Origin of the sequence: Cupriavidus gilardii (genome assembly GCF_017598945.1) — a bacterium.
Classification (GTDB): domain Bacteria; phylum Pseudomonadota; class Gammaproteobacteria; order Burkholderiales; family Burkholderiaceae; genus Cupriavidus; species Cupriavidus gilardii_E.
Genome location: NZ_JAGFTW010000010.1, coordinates 94499 through 113115, shown reverse-complemented (window position 1 = coordinate 113115; position 18617 = coordinate 94499). Strand labels below are relative to the sequence as shown.

At 68.4% G+C, this 18617-nt stretch carries 17 protein-coding genes; 5 read left to right on the top strand and 12 right to left on the bottom strand.

Translation table 11 applies throughout. The features are described 5' to 3' along the window. The first annotated feature begins 73 nt into the window (after window positions 1–73). On the top strand, window positions 74–1852 hold the full coding sequence (locus J5T34_RS05200; RefSeq protein ID WP_208578905.1) for an acyl-CoA synthetase: 1779 nt from the start codon (window positions 74–76) through the stop codon (window positions 1850–1852). Here the strand turns inward: J5T34_RS05200 and J5T34_RS05195 are convergent. Then, the gene (locus J5T34_RS05195) at window positions 1849–2733 is read right to left on the bottom strand and encodes a ferritin-like domain-containing protein (RefSeq protein WP_208578904.1); all 885 of its coding nucleotides are present in this window, start codon (window positions 2731–2733) and stop codon (window positions 1849–1851) included. The two genes, J5T34_RS05200 and J5T34_RS05195, sit on opposite strands and share 4 nt — an antisense overlap. A 169-nt stretch (window positions 2734–2902) precedes the next feature. Here J5T34_RS05195 and J5T34_RS05190 point away from each other — a divergent pair, with 169 nt between their 5' ends. From J5T34_RS05190 to J5T34_RS05180, 3 genes are all read left to right on the top strand, one after another. Beyond that, window positions 2903–3427: a gamma carbonic anhydrase family protein gene (locus tag J5T34_RS05190; RefSeq protein ID WP_208578903.1), complete on the top strand. Its 525-nt coding sequence runs from the start codon at window positions 2903–2905 to the stop codon at window positions 3425–3427. Between the two features lie 37 nt (window positions 3428–3464). Next, window positions 3465–4493, top strand: coding sequence for an Hsp33 family molecular chaperone HslO (locus J5T34_RS05185; RefSeq protein ID WP_208578902.1), 1029 nt, complete (start codon window positions 3465–3467; stop codon window positions 4491–4493). Window positions 4494–4743: 250 nt separating this feature from the next. After that, the gene (locus J5T34_RS05180) at window positions 4744–5160 is read left to right on the top strand and encodes a hypothetical protein (protein WP_208578901.1); all 417 of its coding nucleotides are present in this window, start codon (window positions 4744–4746) and stop codon (window positions 5158–5160) included. 81 nt (window positions 5161–5241) lie between these two features. Here the strand turns inward: J5T34_RS05180 and ftsB are convergent, their stop codons facing one another. The 11 genes from ftsB to edd form a co-directional block, all read right to left on the bottom strand. Continuing rightward, window positions 5242–5583: a cell division protein FtsB gene (gene ftsB, locus J5T34_RS05175; protein ID WP_208578900.1), complete on the bottom strand. Its 342-nt coding sequence runs from the start codon at window positions 5581–5583 to the stop codon at window positions 5242–5244. Window positions 5584–5676: 93 nt separating this feature from the next. Continuing rightward, complete coding sequence (eno, locus tag J5T34_RS05170) at window positions 5677–6966, bottom strand: phosphopyruvate hydratase (protein ID WP_006576077.1); 1290 nt, start codon at window positions 6964–6966, stop codon at window positions 5677–5679. Between the two features lie 142 nt (window positions 6967–7108). Further along, on the bottom strand, window positions 7109–7399 hold the full coding sequence (locus J5T34_RS05165) for a DUF1330 domain-containing protein (protein WP_174105811.1): 291 nt from the start codon (window positions 7397–7399) through the stop codon (window positions 7109–7111). A gap of 111 nt (window positions 7400–7510) precedes the next feature. After that, window positions 7511–8380: a 3-deoxy-8-phosphooctulonate synthase gene (kdsA, locus tag J5T34_RS05160; protein ID WP_208578899.1), complete on the bottom strand. Its 870-nt coding sequence runs from the start codon at window positions 8378–8380 to the stop codon at window positions 7511–7513. A 25-nt stretch (window positions 8381–8405) separates the two neighbouring features. Beyond that, window positions 8406–10061, bottom strand: coding sequence for a CTP synthase (locus J5T34_RS05155; RefSeq protein ID WP_174105813.1), 1656 nt, complete (start codon window positions 10059–10061; stop codon window positions 8406–8408). Window positions 10062–10197: 136 nt separating this feature from the next. Continuing rightward, the gene (locus J5T34_RS05150; RefSeq protein ID WP_208578898.1) at window positions 10198–11019 is read right to left on the bottom strand and encodes a peptidase; all 822 of its coding nucleotides are present in this window, start codon (window positions 11017–11019) and stop codon (window positions 10198–10200) included. 141 nt (window positions 11020–11160) lie between these two features. Next, on the bottom strand, window positions 11161–11979 hold the full coding sequence (locus J5T34_RS05145) for a transglutaminase family protein (RefSeq protein ID WP_208579001.1): 819 nt from the start codon (window positions 11977–11979) through the stop codon (window positions 11161–11163). A 91-nt stretch (window positions 11980–12070) separates the two neighbouring features. Further along, window positions 12071–13024, bottom strand: a complete 954-nt coding sequence (locus tag J5T34_RS05140) for an alpha-E domain-containing protein (RefSeq protein ID WP_208578897.1) — start codon at window positions 13022–13024, stop codon at window positions 12071–12073. A 57-nt stretch (window positions 13025–13081) separates the two neighbouring features. Further along, window positions 13082–14554: a circularly permuted type 2 ATP-grasp protein gene (locus J5T34_RS05135; RefSeq protein WP_208578896.1), complete on the bottom strand. Its 1473-nt coding sequence runs from the start codon at window positions 14552–14554 to the stop codon at window positions 13082–13084. Between the two features lie 188 nt (window positions 14555–14742). After that, a complete protein-coding gene (locus tag J5T34_RS05130; RefSeq protein WP_208578895.1) occupies window positions 14743–15252 on the bottom strand; it encodes a gluconokinase in 510 nt (169 codons plus the stop codon). 201 nt (window positions 15253–15453) lie between these two features. Continuing rightward, window positions 15454–17322, bottom strand: coding sequence for a phosphogluconate dehydratase (gene edd / locus J5T34_RS05125; RefSeq protein WP_208578894.1), 1869 nt, complete (start codon window positions 17320–17322; stop codon window positions 15454–15456). Window positions 17323–17606: 284 nt separating this feature from the next. Here edd and J5T34_RS05120 point away from each other — a divergent pair, with 284 nt between their 5' ends. Beyond that, window positions 17607–18602 (top strand): MurR/RpiR family transcriptional regulator, encoded by a 996-nt coding sequence (locus J5T34_RS05120; protein WP_208578893.1) that lies wholly within the window; start codon window positions 17607–17609, stop codon window positions 18600–18602. Window positions 18603–18617: the final 15 nt, after the last annotated feature.

The window sequence follows — 18617 nt, the reverse complement described above, 5'->3', positions numbered from 1 at the left end:
TCCGCGACGCCAGCCAGCATGCGAACAACATCCCGGGCGCGCCACGCCCGCGGACACAAGAACGGAGACCACCATGGCCGCATCCTCGCTGCCGGACAGCCGGCGCGACGACTATCCCGCGCTCTACCGCGACTTTCACTGGCACGTTCCCGAATACTTCAATCTCGCCGAAGCCTGTTGCGGCCGCTGGGCGCGCGACCCTGCCACGCGCGACAACATCGCGGTCCATACCGAGCATGAGGACGGCCGGCGCGCCGCGCATCGCTATGGCGAAATCCAGCGCGACGCCAACCGCCTGTCGCACGCGCTGCGCGCGCTCGGCGTTCGCCGCGGCGACCGCGTGGCGATCGTGCTGCCGCAGCGGATCGAGACCGTGATCGCCCATATGGCGGTCTACCAGCTCGGCGCGATCGCAATGCCGCTGTCGATGCTGTTCGGCCCCGAGGCGCTGGGCTATCGCCTGCAGCACAGCGAGGCCTGTGTGGCGATCGCGGACGAGACCTCGATCGACAATCTGCTCGCCGCGCGCGGCGATTGCCCGGCGCTGCAGGCCGTGATCGCCGTCGGCGACGCCGCGGGCCGCGGCGACCGCGACTGGGACGCGGCGCTGGCGGACCAGTCCGACGCGTTCACCGCCGAGCAGACCAAGGCCGACGAGGCCGCCGTGCTGATCTACACCAGCGGCACCACCGGCCCGCCCAAGGGCGCGCTGCTGCCGCACCGCGCGCTGATCGGCAACCTGACCGGGTTCGTCTGCTCGCAGAACTGGTATCCGCACGACGACGATGTGTTCTGGAGCCCGGCCGACTGGGCCTGGACCGGCGGCCTGTGGGACGCGCTGATGCCGGCGCTGTATTTCGGCAAGCCTATCGTCGGCTATCAGGGCCGCTTCTCGCCCGAGGTCGCCTTCGGCCTGATGGAGCGCTATCGCGTCACCAACACCTTCCTGTTCCCGACCGCGCTCAAGCAGATGATGAAGGCCTGCCCGGCGCCGCGCGAGCGCTACGACCTGCGGCTGCGCGCGCTGATGAGCGCCGGCGAGGCGGTCGGCCAGACCGTGTTCGACTGGTGCCGCGAGGCGTTCGGCGTGATCGTCAACGAGATGTTCGGCCAGACCGAGATCAACTACATCGTCGGCAATTGCACCGCGCAATACGACGACGATCGCCTGGGCTGGCCGGCGCGGCCCGGCTCGATGGGCCGGCCCTATCCGGGCCACCGGGTCGCCGTGGTCGACGACGAAGGCCGCCCCTGCCCGCCCGGCGAGGATGGCGAGGTGGCGGTGTGCACCACCGACATTCACGGCCATCCGGATCCGGTCTTTTTCCTCGGCTACTGGAAGAACGAGGCCGCCACGGAAGGCAAATTCCTCGAGTACGACGGCCTGCGCTGGTGCCGCACCGGCGACCTCGCGCGCGTCGATCAAGACGGTTACCTGTGGTACCAGGGCCGTGCCGACGATGTCTTCAAGTCTTCGGGCTATCGGATCGGCCCGAGCGAGATCGAGAACTGCCTGCTCAAGCATCCGGCGGTGTCGAACTGCGCGGTGGTGCCGTCGCCGGACCCCGAGCGCGGCGCAATCGTCAAGGCCTTCATCGTGCTGACGCCGGGCGTGCAACGCTCGCCCGAGGCCGAAGCCGCGCTGATCGCCGAGCTGCAGCAGCATGTACGCGGACAGCTGGCGCCGTACGAATACCCGAAGGCGATCGCCTTCATCGATCAGCTGCCGATGACGACCACCGGCAAGATCCAGCGCCGCGTGCTGCGGTTGCAGGAGGAAGAAGCGGCGCGCCAGCGTGCCGAGGCCGCGCGCGTCGGCAACGGCCAGGCGCTCGGCAGCGTCAGCGGCTAGCCGGCGCTGCCGGTCAGCCAGGCCAGCTCGTCCTCGTCGAAACCGGCCGCGCGGCGCGCCGCCAGATTGAACGGCGGCCGCAGCCGGGGCGCCTGATGGCGCTCGGCCAGTTCGGCGTAGGTCGACACCGGGTCGAGCCCCCGCTGCTCGCACAGCCAGCGATACCAGCGGTTGCCGATGGCCACGTGCCCGACCTCGTCGCGCAGGATGATGTCGATGATGGCCGCCGCCTCGGCGTCGCCCGCGTCGGCCAGCCGCGTGCGGACCACCGGCGAGGCATCCAGCCCGCGCGCCTCCAGCGTGCGCGGCACCAGCGCCATGCGCGCCAGCACATCGCCGGCGGTACGGTCCGCCATCTCCCACAGGCTGTTGTGCGCCGGGAAATCGCCGTAGGCGTAGCCCAGCGTGCGCAAATGCGCGGCGAGCAGCGTGAAGTGCAGCGCCTCCTCGTCGGCGACCTGCAGCCAGTCGCGGTAATAGGCCGCCGGCATGCCGGCGAAGCGCCAGACCGCATCGAGCGCCAGATTGATCGCGTTGAATTCGATATGTGCGAGCGCGTGGATCAGCACCGCCCGTCCCGCCGGATCCTGCAGCGAGCGGCGCCGCTCGACCTTCTGCGGCGGCACCAGCTCCGGCCGCGCCGGGCGGCCGGGCACGGGGCCCACGGCCTCGACGGTCAGGCCGGCGCCGATGGCGTCGTCGCCGGCCTCCAGAGCGGCGGCGCGCAATGCCCGGGCGGCGGCCGCCTTGGCGGCGGGATCGGGCTCCGTCAGCACGGCGAGCGCGCGGTGGCGCAGGGAAAGCGGCGAAGAGATCGCACCTGAATCGGTCGGCCCCTCGGGATTGCGGTCGGGGGCGGGTTCGGCAGCGCAGGCAGGCATGGGCGTAAAATCCGGTCTGCCGCCATTGTAGAGCCCTGCCGGCATGGTCCGGCCGGACGGCTCACCCGTCGCTCACGGCGGCGGCGTGGCGCTTGAGCCCTTTGCTGCCCCGCTCTTTAAGGTCCGGCGGCCATCCCCATCTAGAAACGAACCCTGTACAGGAGACCCCATGTCGCTTTACCAGCTCGGCGAGACCGCGCCTTCCATCGATGCCGACGCCTACGTGGCCGCGGAAGCTACCGTGATCGGCAACGTGACGCTCAAGGCGCGAGCCAGCGTCTGGCCGGGCGCGGTGATCCGGGGCGACAACGAGCCGATCGTCGTCGGCGAAGCGACCAACGTACAGGAAGGCGCCGTGCTGCATACCGATCCGGGCTGCCCGCTGACGATCGGCGACCGCGTCACCATCGGCCACCAGGCCATGCTGCACGGCTGCACGATCGGCGAAGGCGCGCTGATCGGCATCCAGGCGGTGGTGCTGAACCGCGCCGTGATCGGCAAGGAATGCCTGGTCGGCGCCGGCGCCATCGTGACCGAAGGCAAGGTGTTCCCCGATCGCACGCTGATTCTGGGGGCCCCCGCCAAGGCGATACGCGAGCTGAGCGACGAGGAAGTGGCCGGCCTCTACCGCAATACCGACACGTATGCGGCACGCCAGGCCGTCTACAAGACAGAATTGAAACGCATCGACTGAGCGCCCGCGCGCCGGCCGATCCCACCGATGGATGATCGTGACTGAAACCCAAACCCCGGACACCCTGCAGAAATTCCTGTTCGACGCCGCCCCGGTGCGCGGCGAGCTGGTGCGGCTGCAATCGACCTGGCAGGAAGCACTGGAGCGCCACCATTACCCCGAACCGGTGCGCCGGCTGCTGGGCGAGATGATGGCCGCGGCGGCGCTGCTGTCGGCCAACCTGAAGTTCAACGGCGCGCTGGTGATGCAGCTGCATGGCGACGGGCCGGTGCGGATGCTGGTGGTCGAATGCCTGTCCGACCTGTCGCTGCGCGGCACCGCCAAGCTGGCCGAAGGCGTGGAGATCGCCGACGACGCCACGCTGGCCGAGCTGGTCAATGTGCACGGCCAGGGGCGCTTTGCCATCACGCTGGACCCGCACGACAAGCTGCCGGGCCAGCAGCCCTACCAGGGCATCGTGCCGCTGGCCGACGCCCATGGCCCGCTGGGGTCGATCAGCGCCGTGCTCGAGCATTACATGCAGGCGTCCGAGCAGCTCGACACGCGGCTGTGGCTGGCGGCCGACGACCGCGTCGCCGCCGGCATGCTGCTGCAGAAGCTGCCCTCGTACGGCGGCACGATGGAAGGCAAGCCCGGCCGCCCGCCGGCGCAGGTCGGCGAGACCGGCGCCCCGCTGTCGGCCCATGGCCGCGCGCAGGATCTCGATACCTGGGACCGCGCCTGCCAGCTCGGCGCCACGCTGAAGACCGAGGAGCTGCTGGCCGAGACGCCGGATACGTTGCTGCGGCGGCTGTTCTGGGAGGATCTGCAGGACGCCGGGCTGCGCGTGTTCGAACCGGGCACGCCGCGCTTTCAGTGCTCGTGCTCGCGCACCAAGGTGGCGAACATGCTGCAGTCGCTGGGCCAGGCCGAAGTCGACGACATCGTCGCCGAACGCGGCTCGGTGGAGATCCACTGCGACTTCTGCGGCCAGCAGTACCGTTTCGACCCGGTCGACTGCGCGCAACTGTTCAGCGGCGCGCCGATGCCGACCGGTGTCGGCGAGGGCGCGGGGCATCGGCATTGAGCGCGACCGCGCCAGCCTGATCAGCTCCCGGTTGTTCTCCCTCTCCCCCTCAGGGGGAGAGGGTTGGGGAGAGGGGGTGGTTCAAGCCACACCGCCATATCCGCCGCCGCTGCCCTCTCCCCCGACCCTCTCCCGCATGCGGGAGAGGGGACAAACCCTGTAGGGCGCCCTGGGCCGCAAACTTTGCGCGCTCACTAAAATCAAAGTCAACAAAGTCTTGCCGCTCTCCCCGCACCGCCTGGAGGTCATCATGCCGGCCATCCCTTCGTCGATCCGTGTTGCACTGCTGGCCGCGCCGCTGCTGGCCGCGGGGTGCGCCGCCAATCTGCCGCGCGATATCAACGGTTCGCCGCCGACCGCCCGGCTGGCGCCGGATGCCGCCTCGCCCGGGCCCGCGGCGCCGCTCAGCGCCGAGGAGCGCAAGCGGCTCGACGCGCTGAACAAGCAGGTGCTGCGCGACCAGGAAGCCGCGATCGCGCGCGACCAGCAGGCGCAGGCCTGGGCGCGTGCGTCGACCTACGGTTATCCCTACGCCTATCCGGCGTATCCGCTGTCGAGCTGGAGTCTGTACTACGGGGGATGGGGCCGCGGCCGCTGGGGCGGTGGCGTCAGCATCGGATCGCCCGGCTATTGGGGCTGGGGCGGCTATCCGTACTGGTGGTGGTGAAACCGGGCTCGTGAAGAGTCTTAAGGGGAAGTCTTGAGGCGGAAGTCTCGAGGCGGGAGCCTGGGACTCGAGTCGTGACGCTCAGTGCCCGCCGGCGCCCGGCTTCGCGGCCGGAGGTGGCGGCAGCGGCGGCGTGGCGCTGACCTTCGGAGCCGGCGCCACGAACTGGATGAACACCTCGCCGTCCTTGACCATGCCGAGCTCGTAGCGCGCCCGTTCCTCGACCGCGCCGGTGCCGTCCTGCAGGTCCAGCACCTCGCCCTCGAGCTTGGCGTTGCGGCGCTTCAGCTGTTCGTTGCGCGCGGTCTGCTCGCCAACCTGCTTGTTCAATTCCCAGACGCGAAGCCAGCCGCCCTTGCCCAGCCACAGGGGGTACTGGATCGCGAGCAGCACCACGAACAACAGCAGCGTAATCAGGCGCATGGGCAATTAGGAAACGGACGACCGGACGATTGCGTCGCGGGTGTGGCGGGTGGGGGGTGGCCGAAGCCGCCGCCCACCCGCCGACTCCCGGGCTTAGCGCAGATTGTAGAACGCGCTCTTGCCGGGATAGCTGGCGATATCGCCCAGGTCTTCCTCGATGCGCAGCAGCTGGTTGTACTTGGCGATGCGGTCCGAGCGCGACAGCGAGCCGGTCTTGATCTGGCCGGCGTTGGTGCCGACCGCGATATCGGCGATGGTGCTGTCCTCGGTCTCGCCCGAACGGTGCGAGATCACGGCCGTGTAACCGGCGCGCTTGGCCATCTCGATCGCGGCGAAGGTCTCGGTCAGCGTGCCGATCTGGTTGATCTTGATCAGGATCGAGTTGCCGATGCCCTTCTCGATGCCTTCCTTCAGGATCTTGGTGTTGGTGACGAACAGATCGTCGCCGACCAGCTGCACGCGCTTGCCCAGCTTGTCGGTCAGCACCTTCCAGCCGTCCCAGTCGCCTTCGGCCATGCCGTCCTCGATCGACACGATCGGGAACTTGTCGCACAGATTGGCCAGGTAGTCGGCCCACTGGGTCGAATTCAGCGTCAGGCCTTCGCCTTCCAGGTGATACAGGTCCTCGCCCTCGCGGAAGAACTCGCTCGAGGCGCAGTCCAGCGCCAGCAGCACGTCCTCGCCGGCGCGGTAGCCGGCCTTCTCGATCGCCTGCAGGATCGTGTTCAGGCATTCCTCGTTCGAGGCGAAGTTCGGCGCAAAGCCGCCTTCGTCGCCGACCGCCGTCGACATGCCCTTGTCGGCCAGGATCTTCTTGAGCGCGTGGAACACCTCGGCGCCGCAGCGCAGCGCTTCACGGAAGCTCTTCTGCGACACCGGCATGATCATGAATTCCTGGATGTCCAGGCTGTTGTTGGCGTGCGCGCCGCCGTTGACGATGTTCATCATCGGCACCGGCATCTGCATCGCGCCCGAACCGCCGAAGTAGCGGTACAGCGGCAGGCCGGCTTCCTCGGCGGCGGCCTTGGCCACCGCCATCGACACGGCCAGCATCGCGTTGGCGCCCAGGCGGCTCTTGTTCTCGGTGCCGTCCAGATCGATCAGCGTGCGGTCCAGGAAGGCCTGCTCGGAGGCGTCCAGGCCCATGATGGCTTCGGAGATCTCGGTGTTGATATGCTCGACCGCCTTCAGCACGCCCTTGCCCAGATAGCGCGACTTGTCGCCATCGCGCAGTTCGATCGCCTCACGCGAGCCGGTCGACGCGCCCGACGGCACCGCGGCGCGGCCCATCACGCCCGATTCGAGCAGAACGTCGCATTCGACGGTCGGGTTGCCGCGCGAGTCGAGAACCTCGCGACCGATGATATCTACGATTGCACTCATGGATTCCTCTTGATCTAGATCTGATGAAGCTCGGTATGTGTGTGCACTGCGTCTGGTACTGCGCTGCACGCTCGGCGGGCAAGCCTGCGTCGGGCCAACCCGCGCCGGGCAGACCCGCCTCAGGCAGCGCTGCGATCGAAGCTCAAACGCCTTCGACCACGATCATGTTCATCCTGGCGGCATGCTCGCGCGCCTTGCGGGCAGCGCGGTAGGTCTCGCCGTCGTAGAACGCCTGCGCCGCCTCGACGCTGGGGAACTTCAACAGCACCACGCGGGTGGGCGCCCATTCGCCTTCGAGCGGGACCGTGCGGCCGCCGCGCACCAGCACCTCGGCGCCATGCTCCTGCATCGCCTTGCTGGACAGGACCTTGTACTGCTCGTACTGCTGCGGATCGGTGACGTCGACGTAGGCGATGATGTAGCCGGCGGCCATGCGTATCTCCAGATGAATCTTGTGCTTGTGATCGTTGCCGCCGCATGACAGCGGCAACGTGCGGGAATCGGTGATCGGCGGGGAAGCCGTTGGCGGTGGGGCGCTGCGCGCTCAGGCGCAGGCCGGCCAGCCGAAATTGTCTTCGAGGAAGCCGGCGCGCTTGGTCAGCGTGTCCAGCTCCTTCAGCACGGCCAGCAGTTCGCGCATGCGCGACAGCGGCACGGCGTTGGGGCCGTCCGACATCGCCTTGCTCGGGTCCGGATGGGTCTCCATGAACAGGCCCGCAATGCCGACCGCCACCGCGGCGCGCGCCAGCACGGGCACGAATTCGCGCTGGCCGCCCGAGCTGGTGCCCTGCCCGCCGGGCAGCTGCACCGAGTGGGTCGCGTCGAACACCACCGGCGCGCCAGTCTCGCGCATGATCGCCAGAGAGCGCATGTCGGAAACCAGGTTGTTATAGCCGAACGACACGCCGCGCTCGCAGGCCATGAAGCTGTCCTCGGGCAGGCCGGCTTCGCGCGCGGCGTCGCGGGCCTTGTCGATGACGTTCTTCATGTCGTGCGGGGCCAGGAACTGGCCCTTCTTGATATTGACCGGCTTGCCGCTCTGCGCGCAGGCGCGGATGAAATCGGTCTGCCGGCACAGGAAGGCCGGCGTCTGCAGCACGTCGACCACCGCCGCCACCGGCGCGATCTCGTCGATCTCGTGGATGTCGGTCAGCACCGGCACGCCGATCTCGCGCTTGACCGTGGCCAGGATCTCCAGCCCCTTCTCCATGCCCAGTCCGCGGAAGGACTTGCCCGACGAGCGGTTTGCCTTGTCGAACGAGGACTTGTAGATGAAGGGGATGCCGAGTTCGCCGGTGATCGCCTTCAGCTGGCCCGCCGTATCGAGGGCCATCTGCTCCGACTCGATCACGCAGGGACCGGCGATCAGGAAGAACGGCTGGTCCAGGCCGACGTCGAATCCACACAATTTCATCTTGCTCTCCTGCTGGGCGCCCGCTTCAGGCGCCCTTGCGCTTCTGTTGCCCGGCCAGCGCGGCTTCCACGTAGGCCTTGAACAGCGGGTGGCCCGCGCGCGGCGTCGAGGTGAATTCCGGGTGGAACTGCACGCCGACGAACCACGGGTGCATCTGCGCCGGCAGTTCCATCATCTCGGGCAGGTTTTCGGTCGGGGTGCGGGCCGAAATCACCATGCCGGCCTGCTCGAGCTGCGGCACGTAGTGATTGTTGACCTCATAGCGATGGCGATGCCGCTCGTTGACCTCGGCGCCGTAGATCTGCGCGGCCTTGGTGTCCGGCTTGACCGGCACGCGCTGCGCGCCCAGCCGCATGGTGCCGCCGAGATCCGAATCGGCCGAGCGCTGCTCGACCTTGCCGTCGCGGTCGACCCATTCGGTGATCAGCGCCACCACCGGGTGTTCGGTTTCCAGGCTGAATTCGGTCGAATTGGCGTCGCGCATGCCGGCCACATGGCGTGCAAACTCGATCACCGCCAGCTGCATGCCCAGGCAGATGCCCAGGTACGGCACCTTGTTCTCGCGCGCGTACTGGATCGCGCGGATCTTGCCTTCGGTGCCGCGCTTGCCGAAGCCGCCCGGCACCAGGATCGCGTCCAGGGGCTTGAGCACTTCGAGGTGGCCCGATTCCAGTTCCTCGGAATCGATGTATTCGATATTGACGCGGGTCGCGGTATGCATGCCGGCGTGGCGCAGCGCCTCGATCAGCGACTTGTACGACTCGGTCAGGTCGACGTACTTGCCGACCATGCCGATCGTCACTTCGTGCTCGGGGTTTTCCTGCGCGTTGACCAGCTTCTGCCACATCGACAGATCGGCCGGCTTCGGGTCCAGGCGCAGTTCCTCGCAGATCAGCCGGTCCAGGCCCTGCTCGTTGAGCATCTGCGGGATCTTGTAGATGCTGTCGACGTCCCACACCGAGATCACGGCTTCCTGCGGGATATTGGCGAACAGCGAAATCTTGGCGCGCTCGTCGTCCGGAATCGGCCGGTCGGCGCGGCACAGCAGCGCGGTCGGCGAGATGCCGATCTCGCGCAGCTTCTGCACCGAGTGCTGGGTGGGCTTGGTCTTGAGCTCGCCGGCGCTGGCAATGAACGGCACCAGCGTTAGATGGACGAAGGCCGCGTGGTTGCGGCCCATGCGCAGGCTCATCTGGCGGGCGGCCTCGAGGAACGGCAGCGATTCGATATCGCCGACGGTTCCGCCGATCTCGACCAGCGCCACGTCGGCCTTGCCTTCGTGCGACGCGGCCGCGCCCTTCTCGATGAACGCCTGGATCTCGTTGGTGATATGCGGAATCACCTGCACGGTCTTGCCCAGGTATTCGCCGCGCCGCTCCTTGCGGATCACCGATTCGTAGATCTGGCCGGTGGTGAAGTTGTTCGACTTGCGCATCTTGGCCGAGACGAAGCGCTCGTAGTGGCCAAGATCGAGGTCGGTCTCCGCGCCGTCTTCCGTGACGAATACTTCGCCATGCTGGAAGGGGCTCATCGTGCCGGGGTCGACGTTGATGTAGGGATCGAGCTTGAGGAGGGTGACTTTGAGGCCGCGCGACTCGAGAATAGCCGCGAGCGAGGCGGCAGCGATGCCCTTGCCGAGGGAAGAGACGACGCCACCGGTGACGAAGACGAATTTGGTCATAAACCGAGCTTGCCGGGGAAATCGGGATTATACATGAGCGAGGCGGGATGGACGCCCCGAATCGGCGTGCCGGACTGTGCGCTCGCGCGCCGTTTTCCCGCCGGCCCCGGCGCCGCGCAGGCCGTTGCCGGGGCGCTCACTGCGGTTCGCGCGGACGCTCGCGCCGCGCCCGCACCGGCTGCCCCCAGCGGTCGCCCTCTCCCTGCCGCGCCAGCGGATGCTCGACCTTCGCGGCCGCATCCCATTCGGGGTTGTCGATCTCGCCGAACACCTGGCGCAGCCGCTGGCCCCAGGTCTCGCGGATCATGCAGAAATACGGGTTGCGGTCGTCGATGGTGGCAAAGCGCGTGACGTGCAGCGAATCGGCCTCGTAGACCAGCAGGTCGAGCGGCAGGCCCACCGAAATATTGGACTTGAGCGTCGAGTCCATCGAGATCAGCGCGCACTTGGCCCCTTCGGCCAGCGGCAACGACGGATGGACCACGCGGTCGATGATCGGCTTGCCGTATTTGGCCTCGCCGATCTGGAAGTAGCAGTTCTCGGGCGTCGCCTCGACGAAATTGCCGGCCGCATAGACATTGAACAGGCGCACCCGCTCGCGGCCGATCTGGCCGCCGAAGATCAGGCTGACGTTGAACTCGATGCCGGCATCGCGCAGCGCATCGGCATCGCGCCGATGCACCTGGCGCACCGCGTCGCCGACGATCGAGGCGGCCTCGAACATGTCGCGGGCCGTCCACAGCGAACGCTTGCTGTCGCGGCTCTCCATCAGGATCTGGCGGATCGACTGGCTGATCGCGAGATTGCCGGCGGTCATCAACACCATGACGCGGTCGCCGGACTCCTCGAACACCGTCATCTTGCGGGCGGTCGAGATCGCGTCGACGCCCGCATTGGTGCGCGAATCGGACAGGAATACCAGGCCGGCATCGAGCCGCATGGCTACACAGTACGTCATGACTTTGTCTTGTTCTGGTGACATGGCGCGCGGCGGAACGCGCGGGGAGCATCCCGGCATTCTAGCGCCCTCCTCGCGGGCGCCCTTCGCACGTCCCATGTCACGGTCCGCAACGGCCGCCCGTGCGGGGCGGCGCGGGGATCAGGCCGGCTCGATGACGATCTGCACCGACAGCGATTCGGTGCCGCCGCCCTCGCGCACGCCGCGGATTGGCGCGGCCGAGCGGTAGTCGCGCCCGACCGCCAGGCGGATATGGCGGGTGTCGGTGAAGCAGCCGTGGGTCACGTCGATGCTGCACCAGCGCTCGCGCTCGGTGTCGACGCACAGGTCGGCCCAGGCATGGCTGGCCAGTTCGGTCGCGGCCGGGTCGTAGAAATAGCCGCTGACGTAGCGCGCCGGAATGCCGAAGGCGCGGCAGGCGGCCACCATCACCTGGGCCTGGTCCTGGCAGACCCCGGCGCCGAGCGCGAAAGCCTCGGCGGCGCTGGTGCCGACGTCGGTGGCATTGGGCTGATAGCGCACCCGTTCACCGATGCCTTGGGCCAGCGCCAGCAGCGCGGCGGGCTCATGGCCGGCGGCCAGATACGGCGCGGCGAACGCGTTCAGCTCGGGCGGCGCGCTGGTCAGCGGCGTGCCGCTGCGGAAGTACAGCGGCGACACGCGTGCCTCGCCCGGCGGCGGCGCGTCGCCGAAGCAGCCGTCGGCATCCGCGGCGGGCGTGATCTCGACCTCGCCGCTGGCGGCGATGGTGATGGTATCGGCCGGCCGCGCCAGCGTGAACTGATGGACGATATTGCCGAAGCCGTCGAGCGCCTCGGACAGGTTGCCGGGCACCGACAGCTGCCATTGGTGCACGCGCTGCAGCGGGCCGGTGCGCGGCTCGAGCCGCAGTTCGTGCACGCTGCGGATCACCGGCTCGGCATAGCGGTAAACGGTGCGATGGTGGATCTGGTATTTCACGGTCATGTTGCGCTGCGCCGCCAGATCCGCCGCGGCCCGTGCGCCTGGCGCGTCCGTGGGCGAATCCATGGACAAATCCGGCGGCGCCGGTTCAGGCTGCCAGCGGCGGCACCAGGAAATCCCGGCTGATGCCGCTGCCCAGATCGCCGATGCGCTCCAGGAAGCTGGTCAGGAAAGCGTGCAGCCCGACCGCGTAGATGTCGTCGATGCGCGCGTATTTGAGGTCGGCATGCAGTTTACCAGCCTGCCGCTCGGTCTCGGCCGATTGCTGGTTGCGCACCAGCGCCAGGATCGCCACCACCTCGTCCATGCTCGACACCAGCGAGCGCGGCATGTCGGGGCGCAGGATCAGCAGTTCGGCGACGCGCACCGGCGTGATCACGGTCCGGTAGATCTTGCGGTAGACCTCGAAGCCCGATACCGAGCGCAGCACCGCGGCCCAGTGATAGAAGTCCTGTTCGGTCCGCTCGCTGCCGCCGTTCTCGCTGCCGGTGGCCTGGAACTTGACGTCGAGGATCCGCGCGGTATTGTCCGCGCGCTCCAGGAACGTGCCCAGCCGCATGAAGTGGAAGGCGTCGTCCTTCAGCATGGTGCCGAACTGCACGCCACGCGCCAGATGCGAGCGGAACTTGACCCATTCGAAGAACTGCGACGGATCGTCGCGCAGCATGCCGTCGGCGATCATCCGCTGCACGTCGAGCCAGGTGGTGTTCAGCGTTTCCCACACCTCGGTGGTCAGCGAGCCGCGCACGGCCCGTGCGTTTTCCCGCGCCGCGCGCAGGCAGCTCATGATCGACGACGCGTTGGTCATGTCGCGCACCATGAAGTCGATCACGTCCTCGCGCGACAGCAGCCCGTACTTGTGGTCGAACGCGTGCGTCAGCTCGGAGATGTCGAGCATCGCCCACCAGCCCTGCTCGGCCACCTCGAGCGATTGCGGCAGCAGCGAGGTCTGGTAGTTGACGTCCAGCATGCGCGCGGTATTTTCGGCGCGCTCGGTGTAGCGCGCCATCCAGAACAGGTGGTCGGCGGTGCGGCTCAGCATGATGGCTCTCCGGGGTCCGATCGGAAGGTCGCGAGGTCAACGAAGCGGTGCGGGGGCTCAGCGTTCCAGCACCCAGGTGTCCTTGGTGCCGCCGCCCTGCGAAGAGTTGACCACCAGCGACCCCTCGCGCAGCGCGACGCGCGTCAGCCCGCCCGGCACCATGCGTACCTCCTTGCCCGACAGCACGAACGGCCGCAGATCGATATGGCGCGGCGCGATGCCGGCCTCGACATAGGTGGGACAGGTCGACAGCGCCAGCGTCGGCTGCGCGATGTACTGATGCGGCCGCGCCTTGACCACCTCGCGGAACGCGTCGATCTCCGCGCGCGTCGCCGCCGGCCCGACCAGCATGCCGTAGCCGCCGGCCCCGTGCGTTTCCTTGACCACCAGCTCGTCCATATGGTCCAGCACGTACTGCAGATCGTCCGGGCGCCGGCACATATGGGTGGGCACGTTGGCCAGCAGCGGTTCCTCGCCCAGATAGAAGCGGATCATCTCGGGCACATAGGGATAGATCGACTTGTCGTCGGCGACGCCGGTGCCGATCGCATTGCAGATCGTGACGTTGCCGGCGCGATAGACGGCCAGCAGCCCGGCCGCGCCCAGCGTCGAATCGGGCCGGAACACCAGCGGATCGAGAAAGTCGTCGTCGACGCGGCGGTAGATCACGTCGACGCGCTGCGGCCCCTGCGTGGTGCGCATGTACAGATGGTCGTCCTGCACGAACAGGTCGCTGCCCTCGACCAGTTCGATGCCCATCTGCTGGGCCAGGAAGGCATGCTCGAAGTAGGCGGAGTTGTACATGCCTGGCGTCAGCACCACCACGGTCGGATCGGCCATGCCCTGCGGCGACACGCTGCGCAGCATGTCGAGCAGCAGGTCGGGATAGTGGGCCACCGGCGCGACGCGGTTGCGCGCGAACAGCTCCGGGAACAACCGCATCATCATCTTGCGGTTCTCGAGCATGTACGAGACCCCCGAGGGCACCCGCAGATTGTCCTCGAGCACATAGAACTGGCCCTCGCCGGCGCGCACCACATCGATGCCGGCGACATGCGCATAGATGTCGCGCGGCACGTCGATGCCCAGCATCTCGGGCCGGTACTGCGCGTTGTCGTAGACCTGCTCGGGCGGAATCACGCCGGCGCGGATGATGTCCTGGCCGTGATAGATGTCGTGGAGGAAGCGGTTCAGCGCGGCCACGCGCTGGCGCAGCCCCTTCTCCAGCAGCGCCCATTCGGCGGCCGGGAAGATCCGTGGAATCACGTCGAACGGAATCGTGCGCTCGGTGCCGCTGTTGGCCTCGTCCTTGTCGCCATAGACGGCGAAGGTGATGCCCACGCGACGGAACACCAGATCGGCCTCGGCGCGCTTGTTGGCCATGGTGGCATCGGACTGGCGCGCCAGCCAGTCGGAGAACTGCCGGTAGTGCGGCCGGACCGCCTCGGGCGACAAGGCCTGTCCGGCGGCGATGGTCGGGGGCGCATCGCCGCGCCAGTCCAGCATTTCATCGAAAAACGGCGCCGCCATGATGCCCTCCCCCAGTGCCGGGCGCCCCACTGGCCGCCGCGCATGTTGACTCCTACAGCATACGTCCGGCCGCTGCCCCCGAGAAGGAGGCCAGGTGCCTTGGCAGACATTCAAGCAAGATGTCTGCCAGTGGTTGAACGGGGGAAAGCACCGTGAAGCGGCGCGGGGACACCGCCCCGGACACCAATTCAGTGCACCGGCTTGCCCCCGCAGACCGGCGGCCGCTCGGCCAGGATCTGGCGCACCAGTTCCTCGGGCGGCTTGCGGATATCGAGCGCCAGCGCGTCGCGCGGCTCCTCGAGCGTATCGAGCTGGCTCTGCAGCAGCTTCGGATCGAAGAAGTGCCCGCTGCGGCCCGACAGCCGCGAGCGCAGCACGTCCGCATCCCCCTTCAGGTAGATGAAGCTGACCCCGCCGTCGGGCGGCGTCAGCCGGTCGCGGTAGACCTGCCGCAGCGCCGAGCAGGTGAACACGTGCGGACGCCCTTCGGCGCGGGCCTGGTCGATGGCGGCGCGCATCGCATCGAGCCAGGGCCAGCGGTCCTCGTCGGTCAGCGGAATGCCGGCGGCCATCTTGGCCTTGTTGGCGGCGCTGTGGAATTCGTCGGCGTCATGGAAGCCGCAATCGAGCGCCTGCGCCAGCAGCGAGCCGATCGTGGTCTTGCCGCTGCCGGAGACGCCCATCAGGATATAGATCATGTCTGCTCCATCGATCAGGATCGGACGGTCGGGCCGTCCTTGTTGGTCTGACCGCGCGCCGGCGGGTTCGCGCGTGCGGTCGATGCCGGACGCGGAGGTCCGGCTGGCTTCGGGATTGATTCGGTGTGGTGCGGTACGGTTCGGTACGGTACGGCGGGTATGGTCCGGCAGCCGCTGCCGAAAGTACGCCCTACAGCACGACTATAGTGCGCGCGGCGCCGGCGCCGCCATCGCATCGGCCTCGCTGAGGTCCAGCGCGCTGCCGCCCTGCTCGGCGCTGCGCGCGTGGCGACGGAACAATCCGAACAGGCCGCGGCCCAGGCTGAAGTCGGCGAATGGATCTTGCGGCGGTGCAGCGGGAGCGCGGGCCGCGAACTCGGCCGGATCGCCCAGCCACTGCAGCGTGCCGGCGACCGCGTCGACGCGCAGCAGGTCGCCGTCGCGCACACGCGAGAGCGGCCCTCCCGCCGTCGCTTCCGGTCCCACGTGGATCACCGCGGGCACCTTGCCCGAGGCGCCCGACATGCGGCCGTCGGTCACCAGCGCGACGCGATGGCCGGCGTCCTGCAGCGCGCCGAGCGGCGGCGTCAGCCGGTGCAGTTCGGGCATGCCGTTGGCATTCGGGCCCTGGAAGCGCACCACGACGATGACGTCGCGGTCCAGTTCCCCGCGCGTGAACGCATCCTGCAGCGCCTGCTGCGAATCGAACACGCGCGCCGGCGCCTCGACGATCCGGTGCTCGGGCGCAACGGCCGATACCTTGATCACGCCGCGCCCCAGATTGCCGGACATCAGCCGCAGGCCGCCCTCGGGATCGAACGGCCGGGCGATGGACGCCAGCACCTGCGCATCGCCGCTTTGCGCGGGGCCGTCGCGCCAGCGCAGCGCACCGTCTTCCAGCACCGGCTCCTGCGCATAACGCGCCAGACCCGGCCCGGCCACGGTCTCGACATCGTTGTGCAGCAGGCCGGCGCTCAACAGTTCGCGGATCACGAAGGCGACACCGCCCGCGGCGTGGAAATGATTGACGTCGGCCGCGCCGTTCGGATAGACCCGCGCCAGCAGCGGCGTCACGCGCGACAGCCGGTCGAAGTCGTCCCAGTCGATCGCGATGCCGGCCGCGCGCGCCATCGCCACCAGGTGGATCGTGTGATTGGTCGAGCCGCCGGTCGCCAGCAGACCGACGATGCCGTTGACGACCGCGCGCTCGTCGACGATGCGGCAGATCGGCAGATACCCGTCGCCGCGCGCCGACAGCGCCAGCGCGCGCTGCGCCGCGGCCGCCGTCAATGCATCGCGCAGGCCGCCCTCCGGGGGCACGAAGGCCGCGCCCGGCAGATGCAGGCCCATGATCTCCATCAGCAGCTGATTGCTGTTGGCCGTGCCGTAGAAGGTGCAGGTGCCCGCGCCGTGATAGGCCTGGCATTCGGCTTCGAGCAGCGCGTCGCGGCCCACCTGGCCGGTCGCATAGAGCTGGCGCACGCGCGCCTTCTCCTTGTTCGGCAAGCCGCTGGCCATCGGTCCGGCCGGCACCATCACCACCGGCAGATGGCCGAACTGCAGCGCGCCCATGACCAGCCCCGGCACGATCTTGTCGCAGACGCCGAGCATCACCACCGCATCGAAGGTGTTGTGCGACAGCGCGATCGCGGCGCCCATCGCGATCGCATCGCGCGAGAACAGCGACAGCTCCATGCCGGGGTTGCCCTGGGTGATGCCGTCGCACATCGCCGGCACGCCGCCGGCCACCTGGGCCACCGCCCCGACTTCGCGCGCGGCCGCGCGAATCAGCGCGGGATAGCGTTCATAGGGCTGGTGCGCCGACAGCATGTCGTTGTACGCGGTGACGATGCCGAGATTGAGCGCATGTTCGACGCGCAGCTTCAGCTTGTCGGCGGCCGGCAGCGCGGCGTAGCCGTGGGCCAGATTGGCGCACGACAGCCCCTGCGCCGGCCCCTGTTCGCGCTGCGCGCGGGCGCAGCGTTCCAGGTAGGCGGCGCGGCTGGCGCGGCTGCGTTGGACGATGCGCTCGGTGACTTCGCGCACGATGGGATCGAGAGTCTGGGGCATTCGGCAGGGGCGGCGTGCCGAGGCGGCGCCAAGGATATCGGCGGCTCCGCGGCCGGCTTGTTTGTGTAGAATTTCTACATTCTACCGGAAGACAACGCCGTTCCAGAAGCCCGGTTTCGCGCCAATGCATTGGCGACGTGGAAAAATTCCGCGGAAAACGCCGATTTCGTTCGCACGAGATCAGGGTTATTCCCGACTGCGGGCACGGTGTGTTCGGCCCGATCATTCGGCCGGCCAGTAGAATCTCTACATATTCCGATTCCAATCCCAACCCTCTCCGCCTCATGCGCGACCGCATCCTCGCCGTCTACGACTCCCTTCGCCCTTCCGAACGCCGCCTGGCCGACTACGTGGCACGCCACGGCGCCAGCGTGATCCGGCTGTCGATGCCCGAACTGGCGCGCCGCGCCGGCGTGTCGCAGCCGACCATCGCGCGCTTCTGCGCGGCGCTGGGCTACGACGGCTTTCGCGAGTTCAAGCTGCAGTTCGCGCAGACCGTCGGCGCCGGCACGCCGTTCGTGCATCAGGACGTGAACCCGCAGGATCGGCCGGCCGACATTGCCGGCAAGGTGTTCGATCGCACCATCGCGACACTGATGTCGGTACGCAATGCGCTGTCGGCCGATCAGATCGAGCACGGCATCGCGCTGCTGGCCGGTGCACGCCGCATCGAGTTCTACGGCTGCGGCAATTCCGGCATCGTCGCGCTCGATATCCAGCACAAGTTCTTCCGCCTCGGCATGCCGACCGTCGCCTATTCCGATCCGCATGTGTTCAGCATGTCCGCGGCGCTGCTGGCGCCGGGCGACGTCGCGGTGCTGGTCTCGAACAGCGGCCGCACCTGGGACATGCTGACCGCCGCCACGCTGGCGCGCAGCGCCGGCGCCAGCGTGCTGGCGCTGACGCACAGCGGCTCGCCGCTGGCCGCGCTCGCCGACGTCTGCGTGTTCTCCGATGTCGAGGAAGACAGCGAGGTCTATACGCCGATGACCTCGCGCATCAGCCATCTGGTGCTCGGCGATGTGCTGGCCGCCGGCGTCGCGCTGGCACGGGCCGATACGATGGCGGGCCGGCTGCAACGCGCGAAGGCGCATCTGCGCGAGCGGCGCATCGCCAGCGCCGAGCCCAGTCATGCGCTCGAACCGGTGCCGCGGGAAAAGACGCGGCGCAATGCACGTCCGGCGGGAAAGTCCGCGGCGAAGGCGGCATCGAAGGCGGCGACGGTGGCGGCAACCAAGGCGGCAGCAAAGCCCGTTGCGCGTCGCGCCGCCAGGCGCTAGCAGGCATAAGCAAGG

Coding starts and splice junctions, on each gene's coding strand:
- J5T34_RS05200 (WP_208578905.1), top strand. CDS start 74: ATGGCCGCATCCTCGCTGCCGGACAGCCGGCGCGACGACTATCCCGCG.
- J5T34_RS05195 (WP_208578904.1), bottom strand. CDS start 2,733: ATGCCTGCCTGCGCTGCCGAACCCGCCCCCGACCGCAATCCCGAGGGG.
- J5T34_RS05190 (WP_208578903.1), top strand. CDS start 2,903: ATGTCGCTTTACCAGCTCGGCGAGACCGCGCCTTCCATCGATGCCGAC.
- J5T34_RS05180 (WP_208578901.1), top strand. CDS start 4,744: ATGCCGGCCATCCCTTCGTCGATCCGTGTTGCACTGCTGGCCGCGCCG.
- ftsB (WP_208578900.1), bottom strand. CDS start 5,583: ATGCGCCTGATTACGCTGCTGTTGTTCGTGGTGCTGCTCGCGATCCAG.
- eno (WP_006576077.1), bottom strand. CDS start 6,966: ATGAGTGCAATCGTAGATATCATCGGTCGCGAGGTTCTCGACTCGCGC.
- J5T34_RS05165 (WP_174105811.1), bottom strand. CDS start 7,399: ATGGCCGCCGGCTACATCATCGCCTACGTCGACGTCACCGATCCGCAG.
- kdsA (WP_208578899.1), bottom strand. CDS start 8,380: ATGAAATTGTGTGGATTCGACGTCGGCCTGGACCAGCCGTTCTTCCTG.
- J5T34_RS05155 (WP_174105813.1), bottom strand. CDS start 10,061: ATGACCAAATTCGTCTTCGTCACCGGTGGCGTCGTCTCTTCCCTCGGC.
- J5T34_RS05150 (WP_208578898.1), bottom strand. CDS start 11,019: ATGACGTACTGTGTAGCCATGCGGCTCGATGCCGGCCTGGTATTCCTG.
- J5T34_RS05140 (WP_208578897.1), bottom strand. CDS start 13,024: ATGCTGAGCCGCACCGCCGACCACCTGTTCTGGATGGCGCGCTACACC.
- J5T34_RS05135 (WP_208578896.1), bottom strand. CDS start 14,554: ATGGCGGCGCCGTTTTTCGATGAAATGCTGGACTGGCGCGGCGATGCG.
- J5T34_RS05130 (WP_208578895.1), bottom strand. CDS start 15,252: ATGATCTATATCCTGATGGGCGTCTCCGGCAGCGGCAAGACCACGATC.
- edd (WP_208578894.1), bottom strand. CDS start 17,322: ATGCCCCAGACTCTCGATCCCATCGTGCGCGAAGTCACCGAGCGCATC.
- J5T34_RS05120 (WP_208578893.1), top strand. CDS start 17,607: ATGCGCGACCGCATCCTCGCCGTCTACGACTCCCTTCGCCCTTCCGAA.